We start from the raw sequence: 23,491 nt of genomic DNA, 5'->3' as shown, positions 1-23,491 counted from the left end.
TTTTGCAACGCTCCGCCGGGGGCGAGGGAGAGACCAAATGGATATCGGACTTCTGATCGACGGCGACGAAAGGACTGCAACGGGCAAGGCTTCCTTCGACCGCCTGGACCCCTTCACCGGCAAGCTGGCGACGCGCGCCGCCGCCGCCAGCATCGCCGACGCCAATGCCGCCGTCGACGCAGCTGCCGCGGCTTTCCCGGCCTGGTCGCGGACGGGCCCAGGCGAGCGCCGCGCTTTGCTTTCCAAGGCCGCCGAGGTGATGGCCTCCAAGGTCGGCGAATTCACCAGGCTGATGATGGAGGAGACCGGAGCGACCGGGCCATGGGCCGGCTTCAACGTCATGCTGGCCGCCAACATGCTGCGCGAGGCAGCCGCCATGACGACGCAGATCTCGGGCGAGATCATCCCCTCGGACAAGCCGGGCACGCTTGCCATGGCGATCCGCCAGCCGGCCGGCGTCTGCCTCGGCATCGCGCCCTGGAACGCACCCGTCATTCTCGGCACCCGCGCGCTGGCGATGCCGCTCGCCTGCGGCAACACGGTGGTGCTCAAGGCCTCCGAGATGTGCCCCGGCACGCATCGCCTGATCGGCCAGGTGCTGGTCGAGGCCGGCCTGCCGAAGGGCGTCGTCAATGTCGTCACCAACGACCCGAAGGATGCCGCCGGCATCGTCGAGGCGCTCGTCGCGCATCCGGCGGTGAAGCGCGTCAATTTCACCGGCTCGACCAAGGTCGGCCGCATCATCGCCGAGCTCGCCGGGCGCCATCTCAAGCCGGCCCTGCTCGAGCTTGGCGGCAAGGCGCCGCTTCTTGTGCTTGACGATGCCGACATCGACGCGGCGGTCAACGCCGCGACCTTCGGCGCCTTCATGCATCAGGGCCAGATCTGCATGTCGACGGAGCGGCTGATCGTCGACGAGAAGGTCGCCGACGAGTTCGTCGCCAAGCTTGCCGCCCGCGCCGCGCAGCTTCCGGCCGGCGACCCGCGCGGCCATGTCGTGCTTGGCTCGCTGATCAGCAGCCAGGCCGCCGACAAGATGGAGGAACTGGTCGCCGACGCCGTCGCCAAGGGTGCGAAGCTCGTCGCGGGCGGCAAGCGTACCGGCACAGTGGTGGACGCAACGCTGCTTGATCACGTGACGCCTTCGATGCGCGTCTATGCCGAAGAATCCTTCGGGCCGGTCAAGCCAGTCATTCGCGTCAAGGGCGAGGACGAGGCGGTGCGCGTCGCTAACGACACCGAATACGGCCTGTCGTCGGCCGTCTTCAGCCGTGACATCAAGCGCGCCATGGCGGTCGCTGCCCGCATTCAGGCCGGCATCTGCCACATCAACGGCCCGACCGTCGGCGACGAGGCGCAGATGCCGTTCGGCGGCGTCAAAGGTTCCGGCTACGGCCGCTTCGGCGGCAAGGCCTCGATCGCCGAATTCACCGACCTGCGCTGGGTGACGATCGAGGATCCCGGCCAGCACTACCCGTTCTGACGGAGAGCCTGGCGACCTTCTATCTGCCGAGGCTCAGCCCTGCCTTCCTCGCCTCGTCGCGCAGGAACGGCAGGCCGACCTCGATGACGTCGCGCGGGTCTTCAGCCACCGGGCGCCACACCGCCAGTCCGCCGGCGATGTCGACGTCGACATGGTTCATGCTTTCGAGCGTGATCGGCCCCTCGTAGCCGATGTCGGCGATCGCCTTCATGCAGGCCGCCCAGTTGATCATGCCGCGCCCCGGCACGCCGCGGTTGGCTTCCGACACGTGCACATAGCCGAGGAAGGGTGCGGCCGCCTCGAAGCCGGCGGCAAAGCTCTCCTCCTCGATATGCATGTGATAGGTGTCGAGATGGATGAAGATGTTGTCGGCGCCGATGCGCTCGATGATCCGGGCCGCATCGATGCCGCGGTTGATCAGATGCGTCTCGTAGCGGTTGCAGGGCTCGATGCCGAGCTTCAGCCCGCGCGCCTTCGCCGACTTCGCCGCCCGTTCGAGGAAGCGGCACATGCCGTCGATCTCCTTGCGCGTCGGCGCCCGGCCGGTGGTCTTGCCGATCGTGCCGTAGGTGACGCCGCCGAGCGCTTCGCTGCCGACCTCGTTGCAGACCTTGAAGGCGGGCTGCAGGAAGTCGAGCGCCTCGTCCGGTCGCTCGACCACGTCGAGGGAACGCGGCAGGCCGAGCGACGGGATCAGCTCGACGCCATAGTGGGTAGCGAAGCCCCGCGTGCGTTTGGTGTCGATCTCCTCAGGGCGCAGCAGCGGAATTTCCATCAGGCCGATGCCGTGTTCCTTCAGCCGGTCCATCTGCGGCTCGATGCGGGCAAGGTCCCAGACCGGAGCGATGGCGAAAGTGTGCAGTCCAAAAGTGTTCATGAGCTCTAGCCTCGTTGTTCGTGCGCCGCCGCGGCGCTGACATCGCCGCCGCCGACGATGCGGCTGACGACTTCGTTCATGTTGGTCTTGCTGGTGACGAGGTCGGCATCGGCGCGGCCGTGACGCAGCACGACGATGCGGTCGGTGACCGATAGCACGTCGTTCAGCCGGTGCGAGATCAGGATGACGGCGATGCCTTCCGACCGCAGCCGGCGGATCAGGTCGAGCACGCTCTGCACCTCGCGCACCGCAAGCGCAGCGGTCGGCTCGTCCATGATCACGAGCTTCGGGTTGAAGGTCAGCGCGCGAGCGATCGCCACCGTCTGCTGCTGGCCGCCCGAGAACGAGCCGACCGAACGGTTGATCGACGGCAGGCGCGCGCCGAGCCGCTCGATCATCCGCGTCGCCTCGCGGTCCATAGCCGCCTTGTCGACGAAACCGGGAAACAGGCCGAACACTCGTTTCGTCGGCTCGCGGCCGAGGAAGATGTTCGAGGCCACGTCCTGCTGCTTGGCCAGCGACAGGTCCTGATAGATCATCTCGATGCCGAGCTCGCGCCGCTGGCCCGGGTCGAGCCCAAGGATGTCCTTGCCGTCGAATTCGATCGAGCCGGAATCGGCACGGTAGATGCCGGTGATGGTCTTCATCAGCGTCGACTTGCCGGCGCCATTGTCGCCGACCAGCCCGACCACCTCGCCGGCAGCGACCTTGAGGTCGACGCCGTGCAGCACGTCGACCGCGCCGAAGCTCTTGCGGATGCCTTGAAGCGAAAGAAGCGTCATACGCGCGACTCCTTCCGAACCTGGTACTGGTCGATGAAGACGGCAAGGATCAGCACCGCGCCGATCGCCATCTGCTGGTAATAGGACTGCACGGCAAGCAGCGTCAGCCCGTTCTGCAAGACGCCCATGATCAGCGCGCCGATCATCGTGCCGAGGATCGAGGCGCGGCCGCCGAACAGGTTGGTGCCGCCGATGATCGCCGCGGTGATGGCGGTGAGCTCGTAGTTGATGCCGGCGGTCGGGTCGCCGGCATTGACGCGGGCGGTGAACAGCAGGCCGGCGAGCCCGGCGAGCGCGCCGGACAGCGTATAGATGATGCGGCGATGGTGCTCGACGCGGATGCCCGCGGCGCGCGCCGCGCCCTCGCTGTCGCCCAGCGCCAGCGTGTGGCGGCCGAAGCGTGTGTAGGCGAGCACGCAATGCGCGACGATCGCCGTCAGCACCAGGATGATCACCGGCATCGGGATGCCGAACGGCCTCCCTTGCCCGATATAGACGATCGCCGACGGCAGCCCGTAGATCGCCCTGCCTTGCGAGATGACCAGCGCCAGGCCGCGCGCCAAGCCGAGCATGCCGAGCGTGACGATGAAGGCCGGCACGAAGGCGCGGGTGACGAGCTGCCCGTTGATGTAGCCGGCAAGGCCGCCGGCCAGGATGCAGGCGATGAGCGCGAAGACCGACGGCCAGCCGAGATTGACCGCGACGAAGGCACCCGCCACGCCGGCAAGGCCCATGACCGAGCCGAGCGACAGGTCGAGCCCGCCCGAGCCGATGACGAAGGTGGCGGCGATCGCCAGCACGCCGATCGTCGATGTCGCGAGCAGGATGTTGAGGAAATTGCTCAGCGACAGGAAGAACGGCGACAGCAGCGCCATCGCCCCGCTCAGCGCCACAAGCACCAGCAGCGACTCCAGCCTGATGTGGAGCCGTTCGACGGATGCGCGCTGCACCCGAGCCCAGAAACCGGGCTGTTCAGAAGCCATGTCTTTGCACCTTTGAGAGCGGCCGTTAGGCAGTAGGGCAGTAGGGATTAGGCAGTAGTGGATTAAGGAGCGATCTGAAGCGATGCGAACCGCTTACTCCCCTACTGCCTACTGCCTACTGCCTATTCCCTATTCCCTATTCCCAGCTCACTTCACATATTGCAGCATCGGCTCCTTGCCGGCGTCGAGCATTTCCTTGGTCAGCACCAAGGTAGGCACGGCGATGCTCTCCTCGACCTTCTCGCCGGCGAGCGCCTTCTTGACGTTCTCGACCGCCTGCTTGCCGACCAGATAGGGGAGCTGTGCCACCGAAGCGTTGAGGCGGCCCTCCTTGATCGACTTGACCGCATCCGAATTGCCATCGACGCCGATGATCGTCACCTGCTCACCCTTGCCGGCCGCATAGACCGATTCCACAGCGCCGAGCGCCATGGTGTCATTGGCGGAGAAGATGGCGACCAGGTCAGGATGCGCGGTCAGCGTATCGGTTGCGATCGAGGCCGCCTTGCCGCGATCCCAGTCGCCGGGCAGCGAAGCAACGATCTCCAGCCCCGGCGCCAGTTCCTTGAGCTTGTCGGCAAAACCCGTGGCGCGTTTCTGACCGGTGATGTTGCCGGAAAGGCCCTCGATCACCAGCACCGGACCCTTGGCGTCCTTACCGAGCCTGGAGACTAGATATTCTGCGCCCTGTCCGCCGGCCGCGACATTGTCGGAGCCGATGCGGAAGGTGATCTTGATGCCTTCCTTGTCGAGCACCGCCGGATCGAGATTGCCGTCGAGGTCGACCACCTTGATGCCGGCATCCTGCGCCGCCTTCAGGCAGGGCAACAGGTTGGTCGAGTTGATCGCCGCGGTGATCATCGCCACCGGCTTGCGCTCCAGCATCGTGTTGCAGAGGTTGAGCTGCGGCTCGGCCGCCTGGTCGCTCTCGGCGGCCTGCTGGAAATATTTCACCCCGGCTTCCTTGGCGCCGTCCTCTACGCCCTGGCCCATCGCGCCCCAGAACGGGTTGGCAAGCGTTTTCATCAGCACGCCGTATTCGCCGTCCTCGGCCTTGGCGGCGCCTACTGCCGACATCGCCAGAGCGATGCCCAAGGCCATCGTAAATCGATTTATCTTCAGAACGAATGCTGTCACGTTTTCCTCCCTGTTGATGTCACGCGCCACGAGCCAAAGCCAGGTGCGGCGCCACTCGGTTTTCGACAATGGGGGCTATTGTCGGCTTCCTCCCCCCGAATGCGGGCCGCTGCCTGGCGAGCCAACGGATTCCCGCATCAAGACCTTGCAGGGCTCGAGCCGCGCCCTGGGCGGGCCGCCCTCCCCCTCGATCCTGCGAAACAGCACGTCCATCGCATTGCTGGCGATCTCGCGCACCGGCTGCACCACGGCGGCGATCGCCGGCCAGGTCACCTGCATCCATTCGGCGTCGTCGAAGCCGACCAGCGAGATGTCGTCCGGGCAATGCCAGCCACGACGGCGGAATTCGGAAAGCGCCACCAGCGTGCCTTTGAGGAACAGCGAATAGACCGCCGTCGGGCGTTCACCCCGATTGGCACCCTCGCTGAAATAGTCGCTGAGCAGCGTCCGCAGCGGCTCGACCTCGCTTTCGGCAAGCACGACGTCGATGCGGATGTCGGGCACCAGTTGCAGCGCGGTCGCGCGAAACCCTTCGAGGCGGGCGCGCACCGTTGCCGCCTGCTGGCCGAGACCGACGACCAGTATGTGGCGATGGCCCTTGCCGACGAGCGCGCGCGCCACCTCCGCACTTGCCGCGGCGCTGTCGGCCGAAACCGTATCGAATGCGTCGTCGGCGAGCACGCGGTCGATCAGCACGCCGGTCATGCCGTTGGCTTTCATGAAGCCGGCCGCCGGCCCATGCTCGTTGCGCACCGGTGCCAGCACGATGCCGGCGACGCGCCAGTCGTGCATGCGGGCCAGGATCTCCTTTTCGCGCGCTTCCGACTCACGGCTGGAGGCGGCGACCAGCGTGAAACCGCGCTGCTCGGCGAGCGCCTCGAGCTCGCTGACCATCTGGCCGAAGAACTCGCTTTCGAACTCTGGCATGATGGCGCCGATGATGCGCCGCTTGGCCCGGCGCATGTCGGACGCCAGCGGATCGACACGGTAACCGAGGAGATCGACGGCATCGAAGACGCGCTGCGCATTTTCGGGCTTCACCGTGGTGACGCCTGCCAAAACCTTGGAGACGGTGGCGGCGGACACGCCGGCGCGGCTTGCCACGTCGTGGATCGACGGACGCCGCTGCTGGGTCTCCCGATGCGCCATCATCCTGCTCCGAAGGGCGGGTTGCCGCATGCCACCTCGCCAGTGCAATGGATAAATCGATTTTTCGCAGTTGTAAATCGTTTAATCCGGAGTAAAACACCGCTGTGAGTGGCACGATCCGGCAACGCCGGGAGGAAACATCATGTCAAACAATGCCTTGCCGCTGGTCATCAGCGCACCCGAGCCGCGCACGCTCGAGCTGATCTTCACACCACCGCAACTGGCGCTCTTTCGCAAGCGATATCGCATCGTGGAAACAACGCCCGAAGGTGTCGCCGGGTTGCCGGCGCATGTGCTTGCCGAGGCGCGCTACATTGTCGGCCAGCCGCCGCTCGCTCCCGAGACGCTGGAGAAAATGAAGGCGCTTCGCTGCGTCTTCAACGTCGAGACCAATCTCGTCAACAACATGCCCTACGACACACTGTTTGCCCGCGGCATCCATGTCGTCACCACCGGCCTGGTCTTCGCCGAACCGGTCGCCGAGCTCGGCCTTGCCATGGCGCTCAACCTGGCACGCGGCATCGTCGATGCCGACCTTGCCTTCCGGCAGGGCAAGGAGCTGTGGGGCGGCGACGGCAACTCGACCGCGCGGCTCCTCTCCGGCGCCGAAGTCGGCATCATCGGCTTCGGCGATCTCGGCCGTGCGCTGAACCGTCTGCTGACGGGCTTTCGCACCCTGATCAGGGTGTTCGATCCCTGGCTGCCTCCGTCGATCCTCATCGACAACGGCGTCGAGCCCTCCTCGCTCGACAAGGTGCTGTCGGAGAGCGATTTCGTCTTCGTCGTCGCCTCTGTGACCAGCGAGAACCAGGGCTTCCTCGGCACAGAGGCCTTCGCGAAAATGCGCAAGGGCGCCGCCTTTATCCTGCTCAGCCGAGCCGGTGTCGTCGACTTCCCGGCGCTGATGGAGGCGGTTCGCAGCGGTCAGATCGTCGCCGCCAGCGATGTCTTTCCGGAAGAGCCGCTGGCCAGGGACCATCCGATGCGCACCCTGCCCGGCTTCCTGCGCTCCGCGCACCGCGCCGGCGCGCTCGACGTCGCCTTTAAGCGCATGGGCGACATGGTGCTGGAGGATATGGACCTGATCGACCGCGGGCTGCCGCCGCTGCGCTCCAAGCGGGCGGAACGCGAGACGGTTTCCAGGATGCGATCGAAGCCGGTCGACAAGAACTGAGGACGAATTCCCGGTAACCGCGCAACGTCATTGCAGGCGTCGGCGGAGTACAATTGAATCGAACGTGGGGCGACCGAAAAGGTTCAATTTGCGCCGGATCCTGTTTCGACAGAATTATCGTCTCTCTAATCGCCTCATCGTGGAACTTTCGTCCAGACCTGTCGTTTGGCCTTCGATCGTTGCTTCGACGATCCCCAAAGCAACAGGAGGATTATATCGTGAACATCAAGATGATAGGCCTGGGCGCCATGGCGATTTCGATGGTCGCCGGCTCGGCGCTGGCTGCAGGAAACACCGGCACGTCGGCACTCGACGACCCGGCCAAGATGCAGCCCTTCTATACCGACTCCAGCATGAAGACGATGGTCAGCAGCGATGACTTCGTGAAGGCCTGGAAGGCGCTGACGCCAGAAGACCAGATGGCGATGATGACGGCCTGCGACGACGAGTCGAAGAACGCCAATCCCACCAACACCCATCCGGAGTTCTGCAGCAGCGTCAAGGCTAACGGCGGCAGCAAGTAAACCTGCCGACATCGCAATGGATGAAACGGCTCCGCTTGCGGGGCCGTTTTCTTGCTGGTCGGACCCTACAGCGATCGCAGCCGAAGCGCATCGCGGGCGATGCGCCAGGCGGATTCGACATGCCGCCGCGCCGCCGCCTCCGCCTCTTCCGGCTTGCGCGCCCTGATGGCGTCCATGATCGCGTTCATCTCGTTGATCGCCGGCTCGCGGCGGTTTTCCGAGGCGATCGTCATCGAACGCAGCTGGTTGATGCGAACATTGAGCCCGGTGACGATCTCCCAGGCGATCCGCTTGTCGGCGGCCTCGAACAGCACCTCGTAGAAGCTGGCCGTCGCCCGCATGACCTCCACCGGGGCGCCCGAGGCCCAGGCTTCGAGCAGCTTTTCCAGGGCGGCGTCGAGAAGAGCGATTTGTTCCTTGGTGGCCGACGTCGCGCAGGCTCGCGCGGCGATGCCTTCCAGCAGCGCGCGCAGTTCGTAGATCTCGTCGGTACGGCCGAGGTCGGGCTTGGCCACCGCCGGTCCGTGGCCCGGTACCATCTGCACCAGGCCCTCGGCCTCCAGTTGCCGCAACACCTCGCGCACCACCGAACGGCTGACGCCGAGCTGGTCGCACAGCGGCCGCTCGACCAGCCTTTCGCCAGGCTGGAAATGGAAATCCATGATCGCCTCGCGCATGCGCTCCAGCGCCAGTGTGCGCAGCGTCTTGGCAGAGCGGTCGATCCGAAGCGTGTCGTCAGCCATTTTTTCCGCCCTTAGGGCAATTCCAGGAAAAGTGTGAAGCGGTTTTCCGTCAGGAGTTGCGTCAAAATAAAGAGTTAGAGCGGGTCTCCGTTTCCATGGAACGGCGAGGCACTCTGGCGTCGCCACAAAAACAGATTCCATGGCCGGTTGACAAGGTTCTTGGCTCTCCATATCATGGTATACCATAAGACACGATAAAAAATGACGAACCCGCATCGCGCCGTTTCGTCCGAGGAATTTCATGAAACCGGACATTCGCAAGATCGTGACCTATGTCGAGAACACGCTGATCGAGGGCGGCAAGGCGGCGCCCCGGCCGCTGCGCCTGATCGGCGTCGCAGCGGTGCTGACCAACCCGTGGGCCGGACGCGGCTTCACCGAAGACCTGTCGCCCGAGATCCGCGCCGTCGCCCCGGTGCTCGGCGAAACGCTGACCAATGAGATCATTGGCGTCGCCGGCTCCGGCGAAGCGATCGAAGGCTACGGCAAAGCCGCCATCTGCGGCACGTCGGGCGAAGTCGAGCACGCTTCGGCGCTGATCCACACGCTGCATTTCGGCAACCACTATCGCCGCGCCGTCGGCGCCAAGACCTATCTCGCCTTCACCAATCTGCGCGGCGGGCCGAACACGCCGATCATGATCCCGCTTATGGACAAGAACGATGAGGGTCGCCGCTCGCACTATCTCACGGTGCATTTCCAGATCGGCGACGCACCGGCGCCCGACGAGTTGGTGGTGGCGCTCGGCGCGTCGATCGGCGGCCGCCCGCATCATCGCATCGGCGACCGCTACCAGGACCTGAAGGAGCTCGGGGATCTGCATGGCTGACGCCGCCGCACTGGCCCTGGGCAAGGCTCCCGACGGCACCGGCTTCATGCGAGCCGGGTCCGGAGCGCCGGTTCTGCTGATCCATGGCGTCGGCATGGGCGCGGCGATCTGGCAGCCGCAGATCGCCTTGATGCAGGACCGCTTCGACCTGATCGCCATCGACATGCTCGGCCATGGCGGCTCGCCGCTGCCGCCGCAGGATGCCGGGCTGCCGGACTTCGCCGACCAGGCGATCCGCCTGCTCGACCATCTCGGCCTCGACCGCGTCGCGGTCGTCGGCCATTCCATGGGCGCGCTGGTCGCACAGGAGATCGCGTTGCGCGCCCCGTCGCGTGTCAGTTCCGTCGTTTGCCTCAACGCCGTCTTCCGCCGCCCGCCGGAACTTGCGCAAGCGGTGCGCGAACGGGCGGCGGCACTCGGCGGCCATGGCGATCCCCAGGCCATCGCCGCGACGATCGCGCGCTGGTTCGGCGATCCGATCCCGCCGGATCTGGCCGACGCCGCCGCGACCGCGCAAACCGCGCTCGAAGGCGTCGATGCCGAAGGCTACGCCCGCACCTATCGCCTCTTTGCCAGCGCCGACACGGCCCATGTCGATCGCCTGGCCGCACTTGCCGCGCCGGCACTGTTCATGACCGGATCGGAGGATCGCAATTCCACGCCCGCAATGTCCGCCGCCATGGCGCGGCTCGCGCCATCAGGACAATGCCTGGTGCTGAGCGGAGAAAAGCACATGATGACAATCGCTTCGCCCAAGAAAGTGACTCAGCACATCACGGCCTTTCTCGACCGGACGGCCGACGTTGCCGCAAGCGCCGAGGCCGCTTTCGACGCAATCGAATTCCGCCGCGCGCTGGGCTCCTTCCTGACCGGCGTCACCATCGTCACCACGGTGGACGAGGCAGGCGACCCGCGCGGCTTCACCGCCAACTCCTTCACCTCAGTCTCGCTCGAGCCGCCGCTGGTGCTTGTCTGCATCGCCAAGAAGGCGCTGGGGCATCAAGCCTTCTCGACCTCCAGGGGGTTCGCGATCAACATCCTGTCGGAAGACCAGAAGGCCGCGTCAGGCATTTTCGCCTCCAAGGCGGCCGACAAGTTCGCGTCGGTGATCTGGCAGCCGGGCCAGACGGGAAATCCCGTGATCGACGGTTCCGTCGCGGTCTTCGATTGCGACATGGAGCAACTGGTGGATGGCGGCGACCATTCGATCCTCATCGGCCGGGTCCACGATTTCACCCACAACGGCGCGCAGCCATTGGGCTATTGCCGGGGCGCCTATGTCACGCCGGGCCTCAGCCAGGAAGCGCTTGCCGCCGCCCCGCCCGGAACCGAAGTCGGCGCCATCCTCGAGAGCGAAGGCCGCGTGCTCTTCCTCGAGGCGGCGGATGGCTCCCACCAATTGCCGGCCGGTCATGGCCTCGGCGCCGCGAACGATGCCCGCAGCCTGAGGGGAAAGCTTGCCGCCAAGGCGATCGACGCCGATCTTGGCTTCCTTTACGCGGTCTGGGACGATGCGACGGACGCCTCGCGCACCCATGTCTACTATCGCGGCACGGTGAGCGCCCCGCTGTCCGGCGACGGCCAGATCAGGCTTGTCGACATCGACCGGATGGCCGATCTCAAGATCGCCGATCCGGCGGTGCGCTCGATGCTCGCCCGTTATGCGCGCGAGCGCACCGAGGACCAGTTCGGCGTCTATGTCGGCAATGAGGTCGAAGGTGAGGTCCGGCCGCTCGCCAAGGCCGCGCCGTCAGCAGCAATCCATTCCGGCCACGGGTGAGACCGATGAAGTTTTCGCTTTTCGTCCATATGGAGCGTTCGGATCTGGCCAAGCCGCAATCCGAACTGCTGACGGAGCTGGAGGAACTCGTCGTGCTGGCCGAGCAGGCAGGCTTCGAGGCCGCCTGGATCGGCGAGCATCACGGCATGGAATTCACCATCTCGCCGAACCCGTTCGTCAACATCGCCTATCTCGCCGCCAAGACTTCAAGCATCCGCCTCGGCACCGGCACGATCATCGCGCCGTTCTGGCACCCGATCAAACTCGCCGGCGAAGCCGCGATGACCGACATCATCACCGGCGGCCGCCTCGACATCGGCATCGCGCGCGGTGCCTACAGCTATGAGTATCAGCGGCTCTTCCCCGGGCTCGACGCCTGGGGCGCCGGCCAGCGCATGCGCGAGATGGTGCCGGCGCTGCGCGGCCTCTGGGACGGTGATTTCGAGTTGTCCGGCGAGTTCTGGTCCTTCCCGCCGACCACCTCCTCGCCCAAGCCCTTGCAAGCCCCCTACCCGCCGATCTGGGTGGCGGCCCGCGATCCGAATTCGCACGACTTCGCCGTCGCCAACAAATGCAACGTGCAAGTGACGCCGCTTGCCTCCGGCGACGGCGAGGTGGCGAGCCTGATGGAGCGCTTCAACACCGCCTGCCAGGCCCATCCGGACATAGCGCGGCCGGAAATCATGCTGCTGATGCACACATTCGTGGCCGAGGACGCCGCCGACGCCGACCGTCTGGCACGGGATCTGTCGCTGTTCTACTGCCAGTTCGGCGCCTGGTTCCAGAACAAGAAGCCTGTGCATCAGGGCATTCTGGAGCCGCTGACCGAGGACGAGATCGCGGCCATGCCGCAATACGCGCCCGACAAGATCAGGCAGAACCTCGTCATCGGCGAGGCCGACGAGGTGATCGCCAGGCTGAAGGCCTATGAAGCGCAGGGCTACGACCAGTACTCGATCTGGATCGACAGCGGCCTTTCGCATGAGCGCAAGAAGAAGTCGCTGCGGCTCTTCATCGACAGGGTGATGCCGGCCTTCCAGGCGGGGTCGCGATGAGCACCGTAGCCTTCAAGAATTATATAGATGGGGCGTTCGTCGAGGCGGCGGCGACCTTTGACAGCATCGATCCTTCGACCGGCACCCCCTGGGCGACGATGCCGGCCGCTGGCGTCGCCGATGTCGACCGCGCCGTCGAGGCCGCGCATCGGGCGCTGCGTTCCGGTCCCTGGGCCTCGCTGACGGCGACGGCGCGCGGCAAGCTCCTGGTCAGGCTCGGCGATCTCGTCGCCGCCAATGCCGGCCGGTTGGCGGAACTGGAAACGCGCGACACCGGCAAGATCATCCGCGAGACGCGCGCCCAGATCGCCTATGTCGGCGACTATTACCGCTACTATGGCGGCCTCGCCGACAAGCACGAAGGCGCCTTCATCCCGATCGACAAGCCCGACATGGAGGTCACGGTCCGGCCGGAGCCGATCGGCGTCGTTGCCGCGGTCGTGCCTTGGAATTCGCAGCTCTTTTTGTCGGCGGTCAAGCTCGGCCCGGCGCTGGCAGCCGGCTGCACCGTCGTGCTCAAGGCTTCCGAGGAGGGTCCGGCGCCGCTGCTCGCCTTTGCCGAGCTTGTCCATGAGGCCGGCTTTCCGGCGGGTGCCGTCAACATCCTGACCGGCTTCGGCCACGATTGCGGACGCCGCCTGACCAGCCACCCGCTCGTCGCCCGCGTCGCCTTCACCGGCGGCCCCTCGACAGCCCGCCAGATCGTCGCCAACACGGCCGAGAACCTCGCCTATACGACGCTGGAACTCGGCGGCAAAAGCCCCGTTGTCGTGTTCGCCGACGCCGATCTCGACAGCGCCGCCAACGCCGTCGTCGCCGGCATCTTCGCCGCGACCGGCCAGAGCTGCGTCGCCGGCTCGCGCCTCCTAGTCGAGCGCTCGGTGAAGGACGAATTCCTTGCCCGGCTGAAGCGCAAGGCCGAGGCCATTGCCATCGGCGATCCACAGGACACCGCCACCGAAATGGGGCCGCTCGCAACCTTGCGCCAGCGCGAACGGATCGAGACGATCGTCGCCGAAAGCCTGGCCGGCGGCGGCCGGCTCATCACCGGCGGCGCACGGCCCGAGGGCAAGGCGGACGGCTTCTACTACGCGCCAACGATCATCGAGGCGCAGGACCAGGCGCTTGCCTGCGTGCGCGAGGAACTGTTCGGACCGGTGCTGAGCGCGATTGCCTTCGACAGCGAGGCGGAGGCGCTGGCGCTCGCCAACGACACGCCCTTCGGCCTCGCCTCCGGCGTCTTCACCACCAACCTCGCCAGAGCGCACCGCATGGCCCGCGGCATCCACGCCGGCGTGGTCTGGGTCAACACCTACCGCGCCGTCTCGCCGCTGGTTCCGTTCGGCGGCTACGAGCTGTCCGGTCTCGGCCGCGAAGGCGGCATCGACGCCATCCGCGACTACACGCGCTCGAAATCGGTGTGGATCCGCACATCGGACGAGCCGATCCCCGATCCCTTCGTCATGCGTTGAGGCGGCATGGCGACGGTGCACTGAAGAACAAGAAACGGAACACACAAAGTCAGAGGAGAACGACATGAAACTGATTTTCGCCGGCATCCTTGCCGGCCTCATGGCAACGACGGCCGCCAAGGCCGAGGAAATGGTGTTCACCAGTTGGGGCGGCACCACCCAGGAAGCCCAGACGAAATCCTGGGCCGAGCCGTTCACCGCTTCAGCCGGCGTCAAGGTGCTGCAGGACGGTCCGACCGACTACGGCAAGCTGAAGGCCATGGTCGACGCCAAGAACGTCACCTGGGACGTGGTCGACGTCGAGATGGACTTCGCCATCAAGGCGGCCAAGGACGGGCTGCTCGAGCCGATCGATTTCGCCGTCGTGCCGAAGGACGATCTCGATCCGCGCTTCAGCAACGAGCACGCAATCGGCAGCTTCTACTATTCCTTCGTGCTCGCCTGGAACAAGGGCGCGGTCTCCGGCGAGCCGGCCGGTTGGACCGACATGTTCGACACCAAGAAATTTCCCGGCAAGCGCACCTTCTACAAATGGTCGGCGCCCGGCGTCATCGAGATCGCGCTGCTCGCCGACGGCGTGCCGGCCGACAAGCTCTATCCGCTTGACCTCGACCGCGCCTTCAAGAAGCTCGACACCATCAAGTCCGACATCGTCTGGTGGGGCGGCGGCGCTGAATCGCAGCAGCTGATCGCCTCCGGCGAAGCCGCCTTCGGCCAGCTCTGGAACGGCCGCGTCTTCGCGCTGGAGAAGGACGGCGCCGATGTCGGCGTGTCCTGGAACCAGAACCTGACCGCCGCCGACGTTCTGGTGGTGCCGAAGGGCGCCAAGAACAAGGACACGGCGATGAAGTTCCTCGCCGCGGCGAGCAGCGCCACCGGCCAGGCGAAGTTCGCCGAGGCGAGCGGCTATGCGCCCATCAACACCAAGGCCAAGGCCGAGATGCCCGCCGACGTGGTCAAGGGTCTGCCCGACGCCCATGTCGACGGCCAGATCAACCTCGACATGAACTACTGGGCCGAGCATCGCGACGAGATCGCCACGCGCTGGTACGCCTGGCAGGCGAAATAACGCCCGCCTTCTCGTGACAGAAGCGGGACGGCTTCCGCCGTCCCGCTTCGCAACCCGGGATACCGCTATGTCGGTGGAAATTGAGCAAAGCATCGCCAGAATGCGTCTTCCGACAGGCCTCGCCGGCCTGCTGCCGGCGCTGACTCTGATCGGGCTCTTCTTCGTCGTGCCGGTGCTGGCGCTGCTCCTGCGCAGCGTCACCGATCCGGCTCCCGGCCTGCAGAATTACGCTGCGCTGCTCGGCGACGGCACCTACGCGAGGGTGTTCTTCAACACATTCCTGGTCGCCTTCGTCGTCACCGTCGTCACCGTTCTCGTCGCCTTTCCGGTGGCCTGGATGCTGGCGATCATGCCGCCGGCCCTCGCCTCGCTCCTGTTCGGCATCATCATCCTGTCGATGTGGACCAACCTCTTGACCCGCACCTATGCCTGGATGGTGCTCTTGCAGCGCACCGGCGTGATCAACCGGGCGCTGATGGCCATCGGCATCACCGACCAGCCGCTGCCGCTCATCAACAACCTCACCGGCGTCACCATCGGCATGGTCTACATCATGCTGCCGTTCATGATCCTGCCTTTGGTCGGCACCTTGCGCGCGATCGACCCGATGACGCTGCGCGCGGCAGCGCTTTGCGGCGCCAGCCCGCTCGCCGCGTTCCGCCGCATCCTGTTGCCGCTCTCGCTTCCCGGCATCGCCGCCGGCGGGCTGATGGTCTTCGTCATGTCGCTCGGCTATTTCGTCACGCCGGCGCTGCTCGGCGGCACGTCGAACATGATGCTTGCCGAGATGATCGCGCAGATGATCCAGTCGCTGCTCAACTGGGGCCTCGGCAGCGCCGCCGCCTTCATCCTGCTGGTCGTCACCATGGCGCTCTACGCGCTGCAACTGCGCCTTGTCGGCTCGAAGCGACCCGCGGGAGGCGCCTGAGATGCTGCTCGACTATGACCGCCTGGGCTGGCTGAAGGCTGCGCTGCTCGCCTTCACCGCTTTGGTCGCCGCCTTCCTGCTTCTGCCTGTTGTCTTCATCGTGCTGCTCTCCTTCGGCTCGTCGCGCTGGCTGGCCTTCCCGCCGCCCGGCTGGACGCTGAAATGGTATCAGGAGCTGTTCGCCGACCCGTCCTGGATCGAGGCGGCGCTCACCAGCGCCCGCATCGCCGCCCTGACGGCAATCCTTGCCGTCGCCGTCGGCCTGCTTGCCTCATTCGCGCTGGTTCGTGGTGAGTTCCGTGGGCGCGAGATGCTGCGCGGGCTGCTGCTGACGCCGATGGTGCTGCCGGTGGTCGTCTTCGCCATCGCCATCTACGCCTTCTTCCTGCGCCTTGGCCTCGGCGGCACCACGGTCGGCTTCGTCATCGCCCACACCGTGCTGGCGCTCCCCTTCGCCATCATCCCGATTGCCACCGCGCTCGAAGGATTCGACAAGTCGATCGAGGACGCGGCCATCGTCTGCGGCGCCAGCCCACTTGAGGCCAAGCTCAGGATCACCTTGCCGTCGATCCGCATCGGCATCTTCTCCGCCGCGATCTTCTCCTTCCTCGCCTCCTGGGACGAGGTGGTCGTGGCGATCTTCATGGCGAGCCCCACCCTGCAGACCTTGCCGGTCAAGATCTGGGGCAGCCTCCGCTCCGACCTCACTCCCGTCATCGCCGCCGCCTCCAGCCTGCTGGTCGGGCTCACGCTCGCCCTCATGGTGGTGACGGCACTCTTGCGCCGAAAGTTGCCGACATGACCGAGCCTTTCCTGTCGATCCGCAAATTGCGCAAGGCTTTCGGCGCCTTCGTCGCCGTTCATGACGTGACGCTGGAGATCCCCAAAGGCGAATTCCTGACCTTCCTCGGCCCGTCAGGTTCGGGAAAATCGACGACGCTCTATGCGATCGCCGGCTTCCAGGACCCGACCTCCGGCGATGTCCGGTTGCAGGGAAAGTCGCTGCTTGCGGTGCCCTCGCACAAGCGCAACATCGGCATGGTCTTCCAGCGCTACACGCTGTTTCCGCATCTGAGCGTCGCCGAAAACGTCGCCTTCCCACTTCGCGTCCGCCGCCGGCCCGACGCCGAGGTCAAGCGCAAGGTCGCCGACATGCTCTCGCTGGTGCGGCTCGAAAGTTTCGCCGAACGGCTTCCCGGCGCGCTGTCCGGCGGCCAGCAGCAGCGCGTCGCGCTTGCCCGCGCGCTGGCCTACGATCCGCCGATCCTCCTGATGGACGAGCCGCTTTCGGCCCTCGACAAGAAACTGCGCGAGGAGATTCAGGCCGAAATACGCCGCATCCACCGCGAGACCGGCGTCACCATCCTCTATGTCACCCATGACCAGGAGGAGGCGCTGCATCTGTCCGACCGCATCGCGCTGTTCAGGGATGGCCGCATCGAGCAGATCGGCACCGGCGAGGATCTCTACCTTCGGCCCGCGACCGATTTCGTTGCCGGCTTCATCGGCAATTCGAATTTTTTGGCCGCCGAGCATCTGGAAACCGTCGGCGGCGCCGCGACCATCCGGCTTGCCGACGGCTCGGTGCTCTCAGGCATCAACGCCAATGGCAGCTTCGGCAGCGGACAAAAGGCCAGGCTGATGATCCGGCCGGAAGCGTTTCGCCTGGAGCGTGGTCCGAGAAGCGCCGAGCTTGCCGTCGAGATCGTCGATGTCGCCTTCTACGGCGAGCGCCGCCGCATCGTCGCGCGCACCGCCGCCGGGCAGGAGATCGACATCAGGCCGACATCGTCGGCCATGGCGTCGCACGATGCGACGGCAAGCCGACGGCAGGTCTTTTTCGACCCGGCCGCCGCATTCCTGTTTCCCGCCTGATTGCTCTGGCGTGCCCCTATTCCGCGGCGACACTCGCCCCGGAGCGATTGGCAAGCACCAGCCCGACTTCGCCCACCGCCTGCGCGACGCGCTTCAGGATCGGCTCGGAGCGCAGCACGCCGTCGGCGAAATCCTTGTCGGTGGCATAGACCGCCGTCGACAGGGCAAGCGCCTCGAAGAAGCCGAACAGCGGCCGCAACTGGTGCTCGACGATCAGCGCATGCCGTTCGCCGCCGCCGGTCGCCAGAAGCACCACAGGCTTGCCGCGCAGGGCGGCCGGATCGATCAGGTCGAAGAAGTGCTTGAACAGGCCGGTATAGCTGCCCTTGTAGGTCGGCGAGCCGACCACCAGCACATCGGCATTGATGACTTTGTCGAGAATGGCGCGGGCCTGCTCGTCGAGATCGCGCGCCCATTTCGCCTGGCCGAGCGACGGGCCGAGATCCTCCACATCATAGGTGCTGGCCGACAGGCCATGCTGACGGGCAATATCCTTCACGACCTGTTCGACAAAGCCCCGGGTCTTGGAGGGTCGGGTGAAATTGCCGGAAAAGCCGACAACGGTGGGATTGGGCATGCTCAGGCACCTTCACGCCGCGGATGGGTTCGCGTTAATGTCTACAAGTTTGATAGACTTCAGGGCCCGATAAAAGGAACAATCGGCTTTCGGCGGCGCCGGTCCCGAACAATTTTTCCACGACCAGGCCTATTGGCGACAGCCAGCTCATGGTCCGCGGCTGCGTCGGGCTTCGCCCCGGCCAGTCTCGATGGCGAGATCGCCGAAATTGTCCTGAAGCCAGCCGATCGCGCCGGTGACATCGGCAATGACATGGCGTGCCGCCGTTGGTCCCCGAGGCTTGATCCGGATGGATATCCCGCCCGCGGCATTGGTCGTCTCGAAGCCGTTTTCATCGGATGTGTCGTCGCCGAGGAAAACCGGCCGTCGCCCGGCAAAGGGTGGAATGTCCATGAACCTCCTGATGGCGGCACCCTTGGCCGCCTCGAGCGGCATCAGCTCGACCCCGGCATTGCCGGCGATCACACGATATCCCTTCGGCAGCCGGTCCAGAGCCTGCTCGACGAGCTTCGTCGCCCGCGCAAGCAGATGCGGCGCGGCGCGCGTATGGACGGCGAGCACCGGGCCCTTGCGCTCGACATAGACGGCCTGGCTCGCCAGCTCCAGCTCGATCTCGTCGGCGAGCGCCGCCATGTCCGCCGGTTCGTCAGCGGCCTCGACAGGGCCGCCAGGGGCAAGTCTGTGCTCCAGTCCGTAGAGACCAGCAGTGCGCAGCTTCAGCGGATCGAACAGTCGGTCGACCGCCGCGACCGAGCGGCCGGTGATGAAGGCAAGCGCGCCGTCCAGCCGGCGCTCGATCGTCTGCAGCAGAAGGCGAAGCTCCTCGCTGACCGACACGGCGTCCGGATGGGCGGCGTGCTCCAGCAAGGTGCCGTCAATGTCGAGGAACAACGCCCATCGGCCTTCGGGGAGGCGTGGCGTCAACTCTGGCTGAAGATTCATCGGAGTCCGGCTACCTGTTTGCGTTCGAAGATGGGGACGACGTTGTCGGGGGTGGCCAGGCGCTCGGCGCTGGCCGTGACGCGGTCGAGCTCGCCGCGCTTGCGCAGGCGCGCCGCGTCCAGAAGCATGCTTCCGGCCCAGCGGTAGACATTGTTGTCGCGCACGATCTCGCGCATCCTACGCATCCGCTCGCGCTGCTCCTCGGCCGACATGGTCAGCGCCTGCGAGAGGGCCGCGCTCATCATCGCCGCGTCGTAGGGGTTGACGATCAGTGCTTCCAGCAACTCGCGCGAGGCGCCGGCAAAGGTCGAGAGCAGAAGCACGCCTTGCTCGTCGTCGCGCGCTGCGACGAATTCCTTGGCGACCAGGTTCATGCCGTCATGCAGGCTGGTGACCATGCAGATATCGGCGGCGCGGTAGATCTCGTAGACCGCCTTTTGCGAATGATGCTCGGCCACGATGACGACCGGCCGATAGCCGTCTGCGCCATAACGCAGGTTGAGGTCGTCGGCATAGCGCATGCATTCGTCGTACAATTGCCTGTAGGCAGGCAGCGTGCCCCTGCTGGGAGCCGCAATCTGCAGGAACACGACCTTGCCGATCAGCTCGGGATGCCTGGTGAACAATTCCTCCAGCGCATGAAAGCGATCGAGAATGCCCTTGGTGTAGTCGAGGCGCTCGACGCCGATGCACAGCTTCGCATCCGCCGGCAGCCCGAACCGGTCGCGGACGCGCGCACGGCACTCAGCGACATCGGGCAGCTTGGCCAGAAGCTGCAGGGGCCATTCGATGGAGATCGGATAGGCGTGCACCAGCGTCGTCTGGCCGCCGTAGGAAATGGCGGCGTCCGCCCGTTCGATCCGGCTTTCGAGGAAGCGGTCGACGCTTTCGGTGAAATTGTTGGCGTGGAACTGGGTATGGAAACCGATGATCGAACTGCCGAGCAGCCCGTCCAGGATACGCTCCCGCCACGGGCAGATGCTGTAGACTTCCGAGTTCGGCCACGGAATGTGCCAGAAGGTGATGACGATCGCCTCGGGCAGGCGCTCGCGGATCATGCGCGGCAGAAGCGCGAAGTGATAGTCCTGGACCAGCACGATCGGCCGCTCGTTGCGCGCCTCGGCGACCACGGTGTCGGCGAACTTGCGGTTGACCGCCTCGTAGGCGTCCCAGTCCGACTCGCGGAAGATCGGCCTTGTGAAAGCGATATGGCAGAGCGGCCAGAGACCTTCATTGGCGAAGCCGAGATAGTAGCCCTGATATTCCTCCTCGGTGAGCCACACCCTGCGCAGGGTGTAGGACGGATTGTCGGGCGGCACCTGCACCCGGTCGTCACCGTCGACCATCTGGCGGTCCGCCGTGCCGCCGCCATAGGCGATCCAGGTGCCGGCGCAGGCGCGCGTGATCGGCTCCATCGCCGAAACCAGCCCACTCGCCGGCACGACGAGTTCGACGCCGTCGCCCTTGGTGTTGTGGATGTAAGGCTCGCGGTTGGAAACCACGATCACCTGCGCCTCGGGCAGGTCCTCGTGAAGGATCTTGCGCAAGGTTTCGGGCGACCATGTCACCAGCGCCGCGTCGACCGACTGGCCGTTCTTCTCGAATTCCCGAAGTACTTTGCGCGCCGCTTCGGAAGCCACGTCCTCGCCAGCGACGTGCACGGTCGCAGGCGTGGAATTGCGGCGGTGTCGGGATATGGAAAAAAACACCGCAAGAGCGGAAAGTCCAAGACTTACTAGGAGCAGGCCCCACAGCAAGTCGATGCCTTGATCAGTCATTGATACGCCAATTTGCCACCGGCCCGCCGCAGGCCTCATTCTTCTTGTTTTCGACACCTTGCCGGGCGACGGAACAGACCGCCGCGCGTCCGGTGTGATTGTGCAACGCACAAACGGACCATCGGTTCCGACATTTGTCAGGCGGCGAGCGAACCCTTGGCTAAGTTCGCACGATGAGCGGCACCAACCCCTCATGCCGGTCGGCAAGGAAGGCGACGACCCGGTCGCCGACGCGTTGGAATGTCAGGTCGACCGCCCGGTCGCCGACGGTCAGGTGCCGAAGTGTAAGCATGTCGATGCCGATCGGCAGCCTTGGCCGCGTGACGCGGACCTCGCCCTCCCAACCATCGATTTCCAGGCCGAGGCAGGCCTGCATCAGCATGAAGGCGGAGCCGGCCGACCAGGCTTGCGGCAGGCAGGCGACGGGATAGGCGATGGGCGCCTCGCCCGGCGCGCGGGTGAAGCCGCAGAACAGTTCCGGCAGCCGCATGTTGAAATGCACGGCGGACTCGAACGTGCCGCTCATCAGCCGCACCACGCTTTCGCGCTCGCCATAGCGCGCCAGGCCGACGCCGCAGATGGCGGTGTCATGCGGCCAGATCGAGCCGTTGTGATAGGACATCGGGTTGAAGAACACGGCGTCGTCGGCAAGCGTCCTCAGGCCCCAGCCCGAATGGAAGGGAGCCGAAAGCAATTGGTCGGCGACCAGCTTTGCCCGCTCGGGCTGGGGCAACCCGACAAACAGAAGATGCCCGGCATTCGACGTCCGCACCTTGCAGGGCTCACCGGCGCCGTCGATCGCCAGCGCATAGAAATTCAGATCGTCCACCCAGAAATCGCGCTCCACCGCGATCCGCATTTCTTCGGCCCGTTCCTCCCAGTGCTCGGCCTCCGCATATCCGCCCCGGCGCCGTGCCAGCGCCGCCAGCCCCCGGAACGCGGCAAAGACGTAGCCCTGCACCTCGACCAGCGCGATTGGTCCTTTGGGGATGCGGCCGTCGGCATGGAAGACGGAGTCGAAACTGTCCTTCCAGCCCTGGTTGGCGAGGCCGGATTCGGCGGCGCGCTGATAGGTGACGAACCCGGTCTCCCGGCTCGCCTCTTCAGTCCATTCGGCCGCGGCCTTGAGCGACGGCCACAGCGTGTCGATGAAGTCCATGTCGCCGGTGCGCTCCGCATAGGCGCAGGCGAGATGGATGTAGAGCGGCGTGGTGTCGACGCCGCCATAGTAACGCCCGAAGGGAAGCTCGCGCAGCGCCGCCATCTCGCCCTTGCGGGTCTCGTGCATGATCTTGCCGGGCTGTGAATCGCTGAACGGCGACGTCTCGGTCGCCTGGTGCTGGGCGAGGAAGGCAAGCACGCCCCGCGCCAGACCAGGGTTGAGCCAGAGCATCTGCAGTGCCGAGATCACGCCGTCGCGGCCGAATGCCGTCGAAAACCAAGGGATGCCGGCATAGGGATAGGGCCCTGTCGCGAGTTCGGTGGTGAGCAGCGCCACATCGGCGCGGGCGCGCTCGACCCAGTCGTTGAAGACGCGGCCCGAACTGTGCACCGTGGCGCCGTGGCGGCGCTTTGCCCGCATGCCGAAACGGGCGCGGGCCGCTGCGGCGCGGAAGCGATCGCGATCCGGGGTCTCGACAACCTCCGAACCGACCTCGACATAGAGCACCTTGCTGGAACGCTTGGTCACCGCGACGAGGAAATCGGCGCGGCTGTCCGTCAGTTGATCGGGCGCCTGAGAGAACGATATCGCCGACAGGCGCGCCAGCCCGTCCAGCCCGTCATAGTGAAGCAGCACCGACGTCGCATCGATCTTGGCCGCGTGTGCGGTGCCCCGCTTTGCCCTCGTCGAGCCGCGCACCTCGAACATGTCGCGGAAATCGGCGGCAAAGTGCAGCGAAACGCGGATGGCCGACGTCTCCTGGCTGTAATTGGAAAGCGTGATGCGCTCGAACAGCCGGTCCTGCCAGATCAGCCTGACGCGCTCGACATGGATTGCGCCTTGTGAAATGTCTCGCCCGCCGGCGCTCTGGATCGGCAGATTGGTGAGGTTGCTGGTGAACAGCACATTGTCCTGGCTGAGCGAGGCGCCGAGCAGCGAGGTCTGCCGGCCGCCGACGGTCAGCCGGAACTCCGAAAGCACGCGCGTGTCGTCGCGGAAGAAGCCGTCACCTGCGCCCCTGATGTCGCCATAGGCATCGGCCACCACGAAGCAGTCGCCCTGCTTCAGCGCAAAAAGCCGGTGCGGTTCGCGCGGCGCGGTCTCGTCCAGCGAGGCAAGGGCAACGGCGGGATCAAGCTTGCGCTCGTCGAGCTCTGTCATCGGTTTCTTCC

21 protein-coding genes are annotated in these 23,491 nt (G+C 65.7%); 11 read left to right on the top strand and 10 right to left on the bottom strand.

Annotated features, from left to right (window positions below; genetic code table 11):
• Positions 1 to 37 precede the first annotated feature (37 nt).
• Positions 38 to 1,483: an aldehyde dehydrogenase gene (locus EN857_RS11815; protein ID WP_135858660.1), complete on the top strand. Its 1,446-nt coding sequence runs from the start codon at positions 38 to 40 to the stop codon at positions 1,481 to 1,483.
• Positions 1,484 to 1,502: 19 nt separating this feature from the next.
• On the opposite strand, the gene EN857_RS11810 is transcribed toward EN857_RS11815, so the two are convergent.
• From EN857_RS11810 to EN857_RS11790, 5 genes are all read right to left on the bottom strand, one after another.
• The gene (locus tag EN857_RS11810; protein ID WP_127287229.1) at positions 1,503 to 2,360 is read right to left on the bottom strand and encodes a sugar phosphate isomerase/epimerase family protein; all 858 of its coding nucleotides are present in this window, start codon (positions 2,358 to 2,360) and stop codon (positions 1,503 to 1,505) included.
• 5 nt (positions 2,361 to 2,365) lie between these two features.
• Positions 2,366 to 3,142: an ATP-binding cassette domain-containing protein gene (locus EN857_RS11805; RefSeq protein WP_127311936.1), complete on the bottom strand. Its 777-nt coding sequence runs from the start codon at positions 3,140 to 3,142 to the stop codon at positions 2,366 to 2,368.
• Positions 3,139 to 4,125 (bottom strand): ABC transporter permease, encoded by a 987-nt coding sequence (locus EN857_RS11800; protein WP_127311935.1) that lies wholly within the window; start codon positions 4,123 to 4,125, stop codon positions 3,139 to 3,141. Before EN857_RS11800 ends, EN857_RS11805 begins: the two co-directional genes overlap by 4 nt.
• Positions 4,126 to 4,272: 147 nt before the next feature.
• A complete protein-coding gene (locus tag EN857_RS11795; protein WP_245493492.1) occupies positions 4,273 to 5,262 on the bottom strand; it encodes a substrate-binding domain-containing protein in 990 nt (329 codons plus the stop codon).
• Between the two features lie 75 nt (positions 5,263 to 5,337).
• Positions 5,338 to 6,411, bottom strand: coding sequence for a LacI family DNA-binding transcriptional regulator (locus EN857_RS11790; protein ID WP_127392307.1), 1,074 nt, complete (start codon positions 6,409 to 6,411; stop codon positions 5,338 to 5,340).
• 142 nt (positions 6,412 to 6,553) lie between these two features.
• Here EN857_RS11790 and EN857_RS11785 point away from each other — a divergent pair, with 142 nt between their 5' ends.
• Both EN857_RS11785 and EN857_RS11780 read left to right on the top strand, forming a co-directional pair.
• Entirely contained in the window at positions 6,554 to 7,585 is a 1,032-nt protein-coding gene (locus EN857_RS11785; RefSeq protein ID WP_127392301.1) for a hydroxyacid dehydrogenase, read from the top strand.
• A gap of 218 nt (positions 7,586 to 7,803) precedes the next feature.
• Positions 7,804 to 8,109, top strand: coding sequence for a hypothetical protein (locus tag EN857_RS11780; protein WP_127392302.1), 306 nt, complete (start codon positions 7,804 to 7,806; stop codon positions 8,107 to 8,109).
• 65 nt (positions 8,110 to 8,174) lie between these two features.
• Here the strand turns inward: EN857_RS11780 and EN857_RS11775 are convergent, their stop codons facing one another.
• Positions 8,175 to 8,852: a GntR family transcriptional regulator gene (locus EN857_RS11775; RefSeq protein ID WP_127285730.1), complete on the bottom strand. Its 678-nt coding sequence runs from the start codon at positions 8,850 to 8,852 to the stop codon at positions 8,175 to 8,177.
• Between the two features lie 241 nt (positions 8,853 to 9,093).
• On the opposite strand from EN857_RS11775, the gene EN857_RS11770 reads away from it, so the two are divergent.
• From EN857_RS11770 to EN857_RS11735, 8 genes are all read left to right on the top strand, one after another.
• On the top strand, positions 9,094 to 9,681 hold the full coding sequence (locus EN857_RS11770) for an amino acid synthesis family protein (protein ID WP_135858657.1): 588 nt from the start codon (positions 9,094 to 9,096) through the stop codon (positions 9,679 to 9,681).
• Positions 9,674 to 11,461, top strand: coding sequence for an alpha/beta fold hydrolase (locus EN857_RS11765; protein WP_135858656.1), 1,788 nt, complete (start codon positions 9,674 to 9,676; stop codon positions 11,459 to 11,461). The genes EN857_RS11770 and EN857_RS11765 overlap by 8 nt, the downstream gene beginning before the upstream one ends.
• A 5-nt stretch (positions 11,462 to 11,466) precedes the next feature.
• Positions 11,467 to 12,516, top strand: coding sequence for an LLM class flavin-dependent oxidoreductase (locus EN857_RS11760; protein WP_127392304.1), 1,050 nt, complete (start codon positions 11,467 to 11,469; stop codon positions 12,514 to 12,516).
• A complete protein-coding gene (locus EN857_RS11755; RefSeq protein WP_135897637.1) occupies positions 12,513 to 13,988 on the top strand; it encodes an aldehyde dehydrogenase in 1,476 nt (491 codons plus the stop codon). Before EN857_RS11760 ends, EN857_RS11755 begins: the two co-directional genes overlap by 4 nt.
• A 64-nt stretch (positions 13,989 to 14,052) precedes the next feature.
• Positions 14,053 to 15,057, top strand: coding sequence for an ABC transporter substrate-binding protein (locus tag EN857_RS11750; protein ID WP_127311878.1), 1,005 nt, complete (start codon positions 14,053 to 14,055; stop codon positions 15,055 to 15,057).
• Between the two features lie 67 nt (positions 15,058 to 15,124).
• Entirely contained in the window at positions 15,125 to 15,985 is an 861-nt protein-coding gene (locus tag EN857_RS11745) for an ABC transporter permease (protein ID WP_127283731.1), read from the top strand.
• Between the two features lies 1 nt (position 15,986).
• A complete protein-coding gene (locus EN857_RS11740) occupies positions 15,987 to 16,787 on the top strand; it encodes an ABC transporter permease (protein ID WP_127283730.1) in 801 nt (266 codons plus the stop codon).
• On the top strand, positions 16,784 to 17,860 hold the full coding sequence (locus tag EN857_RS11735) for an ABC transporter ATP-binding protein (protein WP_127310867.1): 1,077 nt from the start codon (positions 16,784 to 16,786) through the stop codon (positions 17,858 to 17,860). Before EN857_RS11740 ends, EN857_RS11735 begins: the two co-directional genes overlap by 4 nt.
• Positions 17,861 to 17,876: 16 nt before the next feature.
• Here EN857_RS11735 and msuE read toward each other — a convergent pair whose 3' ends face one another.
• The 4 genes from msuE to EN857_RS11715 form a co-directional block, all read right to left on the bottom strand.
• Complete coding sequence (gene msuE, locus EN857_RS11730) at positions 17,877 to 18,437, bottom strand: FMN reductase (RefSeq protein WP_127310866.1); 561 nt, start codon at positions 18,435 to 18,437, stop codon at positions 17,877 to 17,879.
• A 147-nt stretch (positions 18,438 to 18,584) separates the two neighbouring features.
• The gene (gene otsB, locus EN857_RS11725) at positions 18,585 to 19,379 is read right to left on the bottom strand and encodes a trehalose-phosphatase (protein ID WP_127283727.1); all 795 of its coding nucleotides are present in this window, start codon (positions 19,377 to 19,379) and stop codon (positions 18,585 to 18,587) included.
• On the bottom strand, positions 19,376 to 21,157 hold the full coding sequence (locus tag EN857_RS11720) for a trehalose-6-phosphate synthase (RefSeq protein WP_127392072.1): 1,782 nt from the start codon (positions 21,155 to 21,157) through the stop codon (positions 19,376 to 19,378). Before EN857_RS11720 ends, otsB begins: the two co-directional genes overlap by 4 nt.
• 160 nt (positions 21,158 to 21,317) lie before the next feature.
• Positions 21,318 to 23,480 carry an amylo-alpha-1,6-glucosidase gene (locus EN857_RS11715; protein WP_127392073.1) on the bottom strand — a complete coding sequence of 721 codons (2,163 nt, stop codon included), beginning with the start codon at positions 23,478 to 23,480 and terminating at the stop codon, positions 21,318 to 21,320.
• Between the last annotated feature and the right edge of the window lie 11 nt (positions 23,481 to 23,491).

Origin of the sequence: Mesorhizobium sp. M4B.F.Ca.ET.214.01.1.1, from assembly GCF_004791545.1 — a bacterium.
GTDB classification, from domain to species: domain Bacteria; phylum Pseudomonadota; class Alphaproteobacteria; order Rhizobiales; family Rhizobiaceae; genus Mesorhizobium; species Mesorhizobium abyssinicae.
Note: the sequence above shows the minus strand (reverse complement) of the source record. Positions and strands in the feature narration are given on the sequence as shown.

What these genes read in the sequence shown, in the direction of transcription:
- EN857_RS11810 (WP_127287229.1), bottom strand. Translation starts at nt 2,360, where the DNA reads ATGAACACTTTTGGACTGCACACTTTCGCCATCGCTCCGGTCTGGGAC.
- msuE (WP_127310866.1), bottom strand. Translation starts at nt 18,437, where the DNA reads ATGCCCAATCCCACCGTTGTCGGCTTTTCCGGCAATTTCACCCGACCC.
- EN857_RS11745 (WP_127283731.1), top strand. Translation starts at nt 15,125, where the DNA reads ATGTCGGTGGAAATTGAGCAAAGCATCGCCAGAATGCGTCTTCCGACA.
- EN857_RS11805 (WP_127311936.1), bottom strand. Translation starts at nt 3,142, where the DNA reads ATGACGCTTCTTTCGCTTCAAGGCATCCGCAAGAGCTTCGGCGCGGTC.
- EN857_RS11715 (WP_127392073.1), bottom strand. Translation starts at nt 23,480, where the DNA reads ATGACAGAGCTCGACGAGCGCAAGCTTGATCCCGCCGTTGCCCTTGCC.
- EN857_RS11770 (WP_135858657.1), top strand. Translation starts at nt 9,094, where the DNA reads ATGAAACCGGACATTCGCAAGATCGTGACCTATGTCGAGAACACGCTG.
- EN857_RS11750 (WP_127311878.1), top strand. Translation starts at nt 14,053, where the DNA reads ATGAAACTGATTTTCGCCGGCATCCTTGCCGGCCTCATGGCAACGACG.
- EN857_RS11790 (WP_127392307.1), bottom strand. Translation starts at nt 6,411, where the DNA reads ATGGCGCATCGGGAGACCCAGCAGCGGCGTCCGTCGATCCACGACGTG.
- EN857_RS11760 (WP_127392304.1), top strand. Translation starts at nt 11,467, where the DNA reads ATGAAGTTTTCGCTTTTCGTCCATATGGAGCGTTCGGATCTGGCCAAG.
- EN857_RS11785 (WP_127392301.1), top strand. Translation starts at nt 6,554, where the DNA reads ATGTCAAACAATGCCTTGCCGCTGGTCATCAGCGCACCCGAGCCGCGC.
- EN857_RS11740 (WP_127283730.1), top strand. Translation starts at nt 15,987, where the DNA reads ATGCTGCTCGACTATGACCGCCTGGGCTGGCTGAAGGCTGCGCTGCTC.
- EN857_RS11735 (WP_127310867.1), top strand. Translation starts at nt 16,784, where the DNA reads ATGACCGAGCCTTTCCTGTCGATCCGCAAATTGCGCAAGGCTTTCGGC.
- EN857_RS11815 (WP_135858660.1), top strand. Translation starts at nt 38, where the DNA reads ATGGATATCGGACTTCTGATCGACGGCGACGAAAGGACTGCAACGGGC.
- EN857_RS11755 (WP_135897637.1), top strand. Translation starts at nt 12,513, where the DNA reads ATGAGCACCGTAGCCTTCAAGAATTATATAGATGGGGCGTTCGTCGAG.
- otsB (WP_127283727.1), bottom strand. Translation starts at nt 19,379, where the DNA reads ATGAATCTTCAGCCAGAGTTGACGCCACGCCTCCCCGAAGGCCGATGG.
- EN857_RS11765 (WP_135858656.1), top strand. Translation starts at nt 9,674, where the DNA reads ATGGCTGACGCCGCCGCACTGGCCCTGGGCAAGGCTCCCGACGGCACC.
- EN857_RS11720 (WP_127392072.1), bottom strand. Translation starts at nt 21,157, where the DNA reads ATGACTGATCAAGGCATCGACTTGCTGTGGGGCCTGCTCCTAGTAAGT.
- EN857_RS11775 (WP_127285730.1), bottom strand. Translation starts at nt 8,852, where the DNA reads ATGGCTGACGACACGCTTCGGATCGACCGCTCTGCCAAGACGCTGCGC.
- EN857_RS11800 (WP_127311935.1), bottom strand. Translation starts at nt 4,125, where the DNA reads ATGGCTTCTGAACAGCCCGGTTTCTGGGCTCGGGTGCAGCGCGCATCC.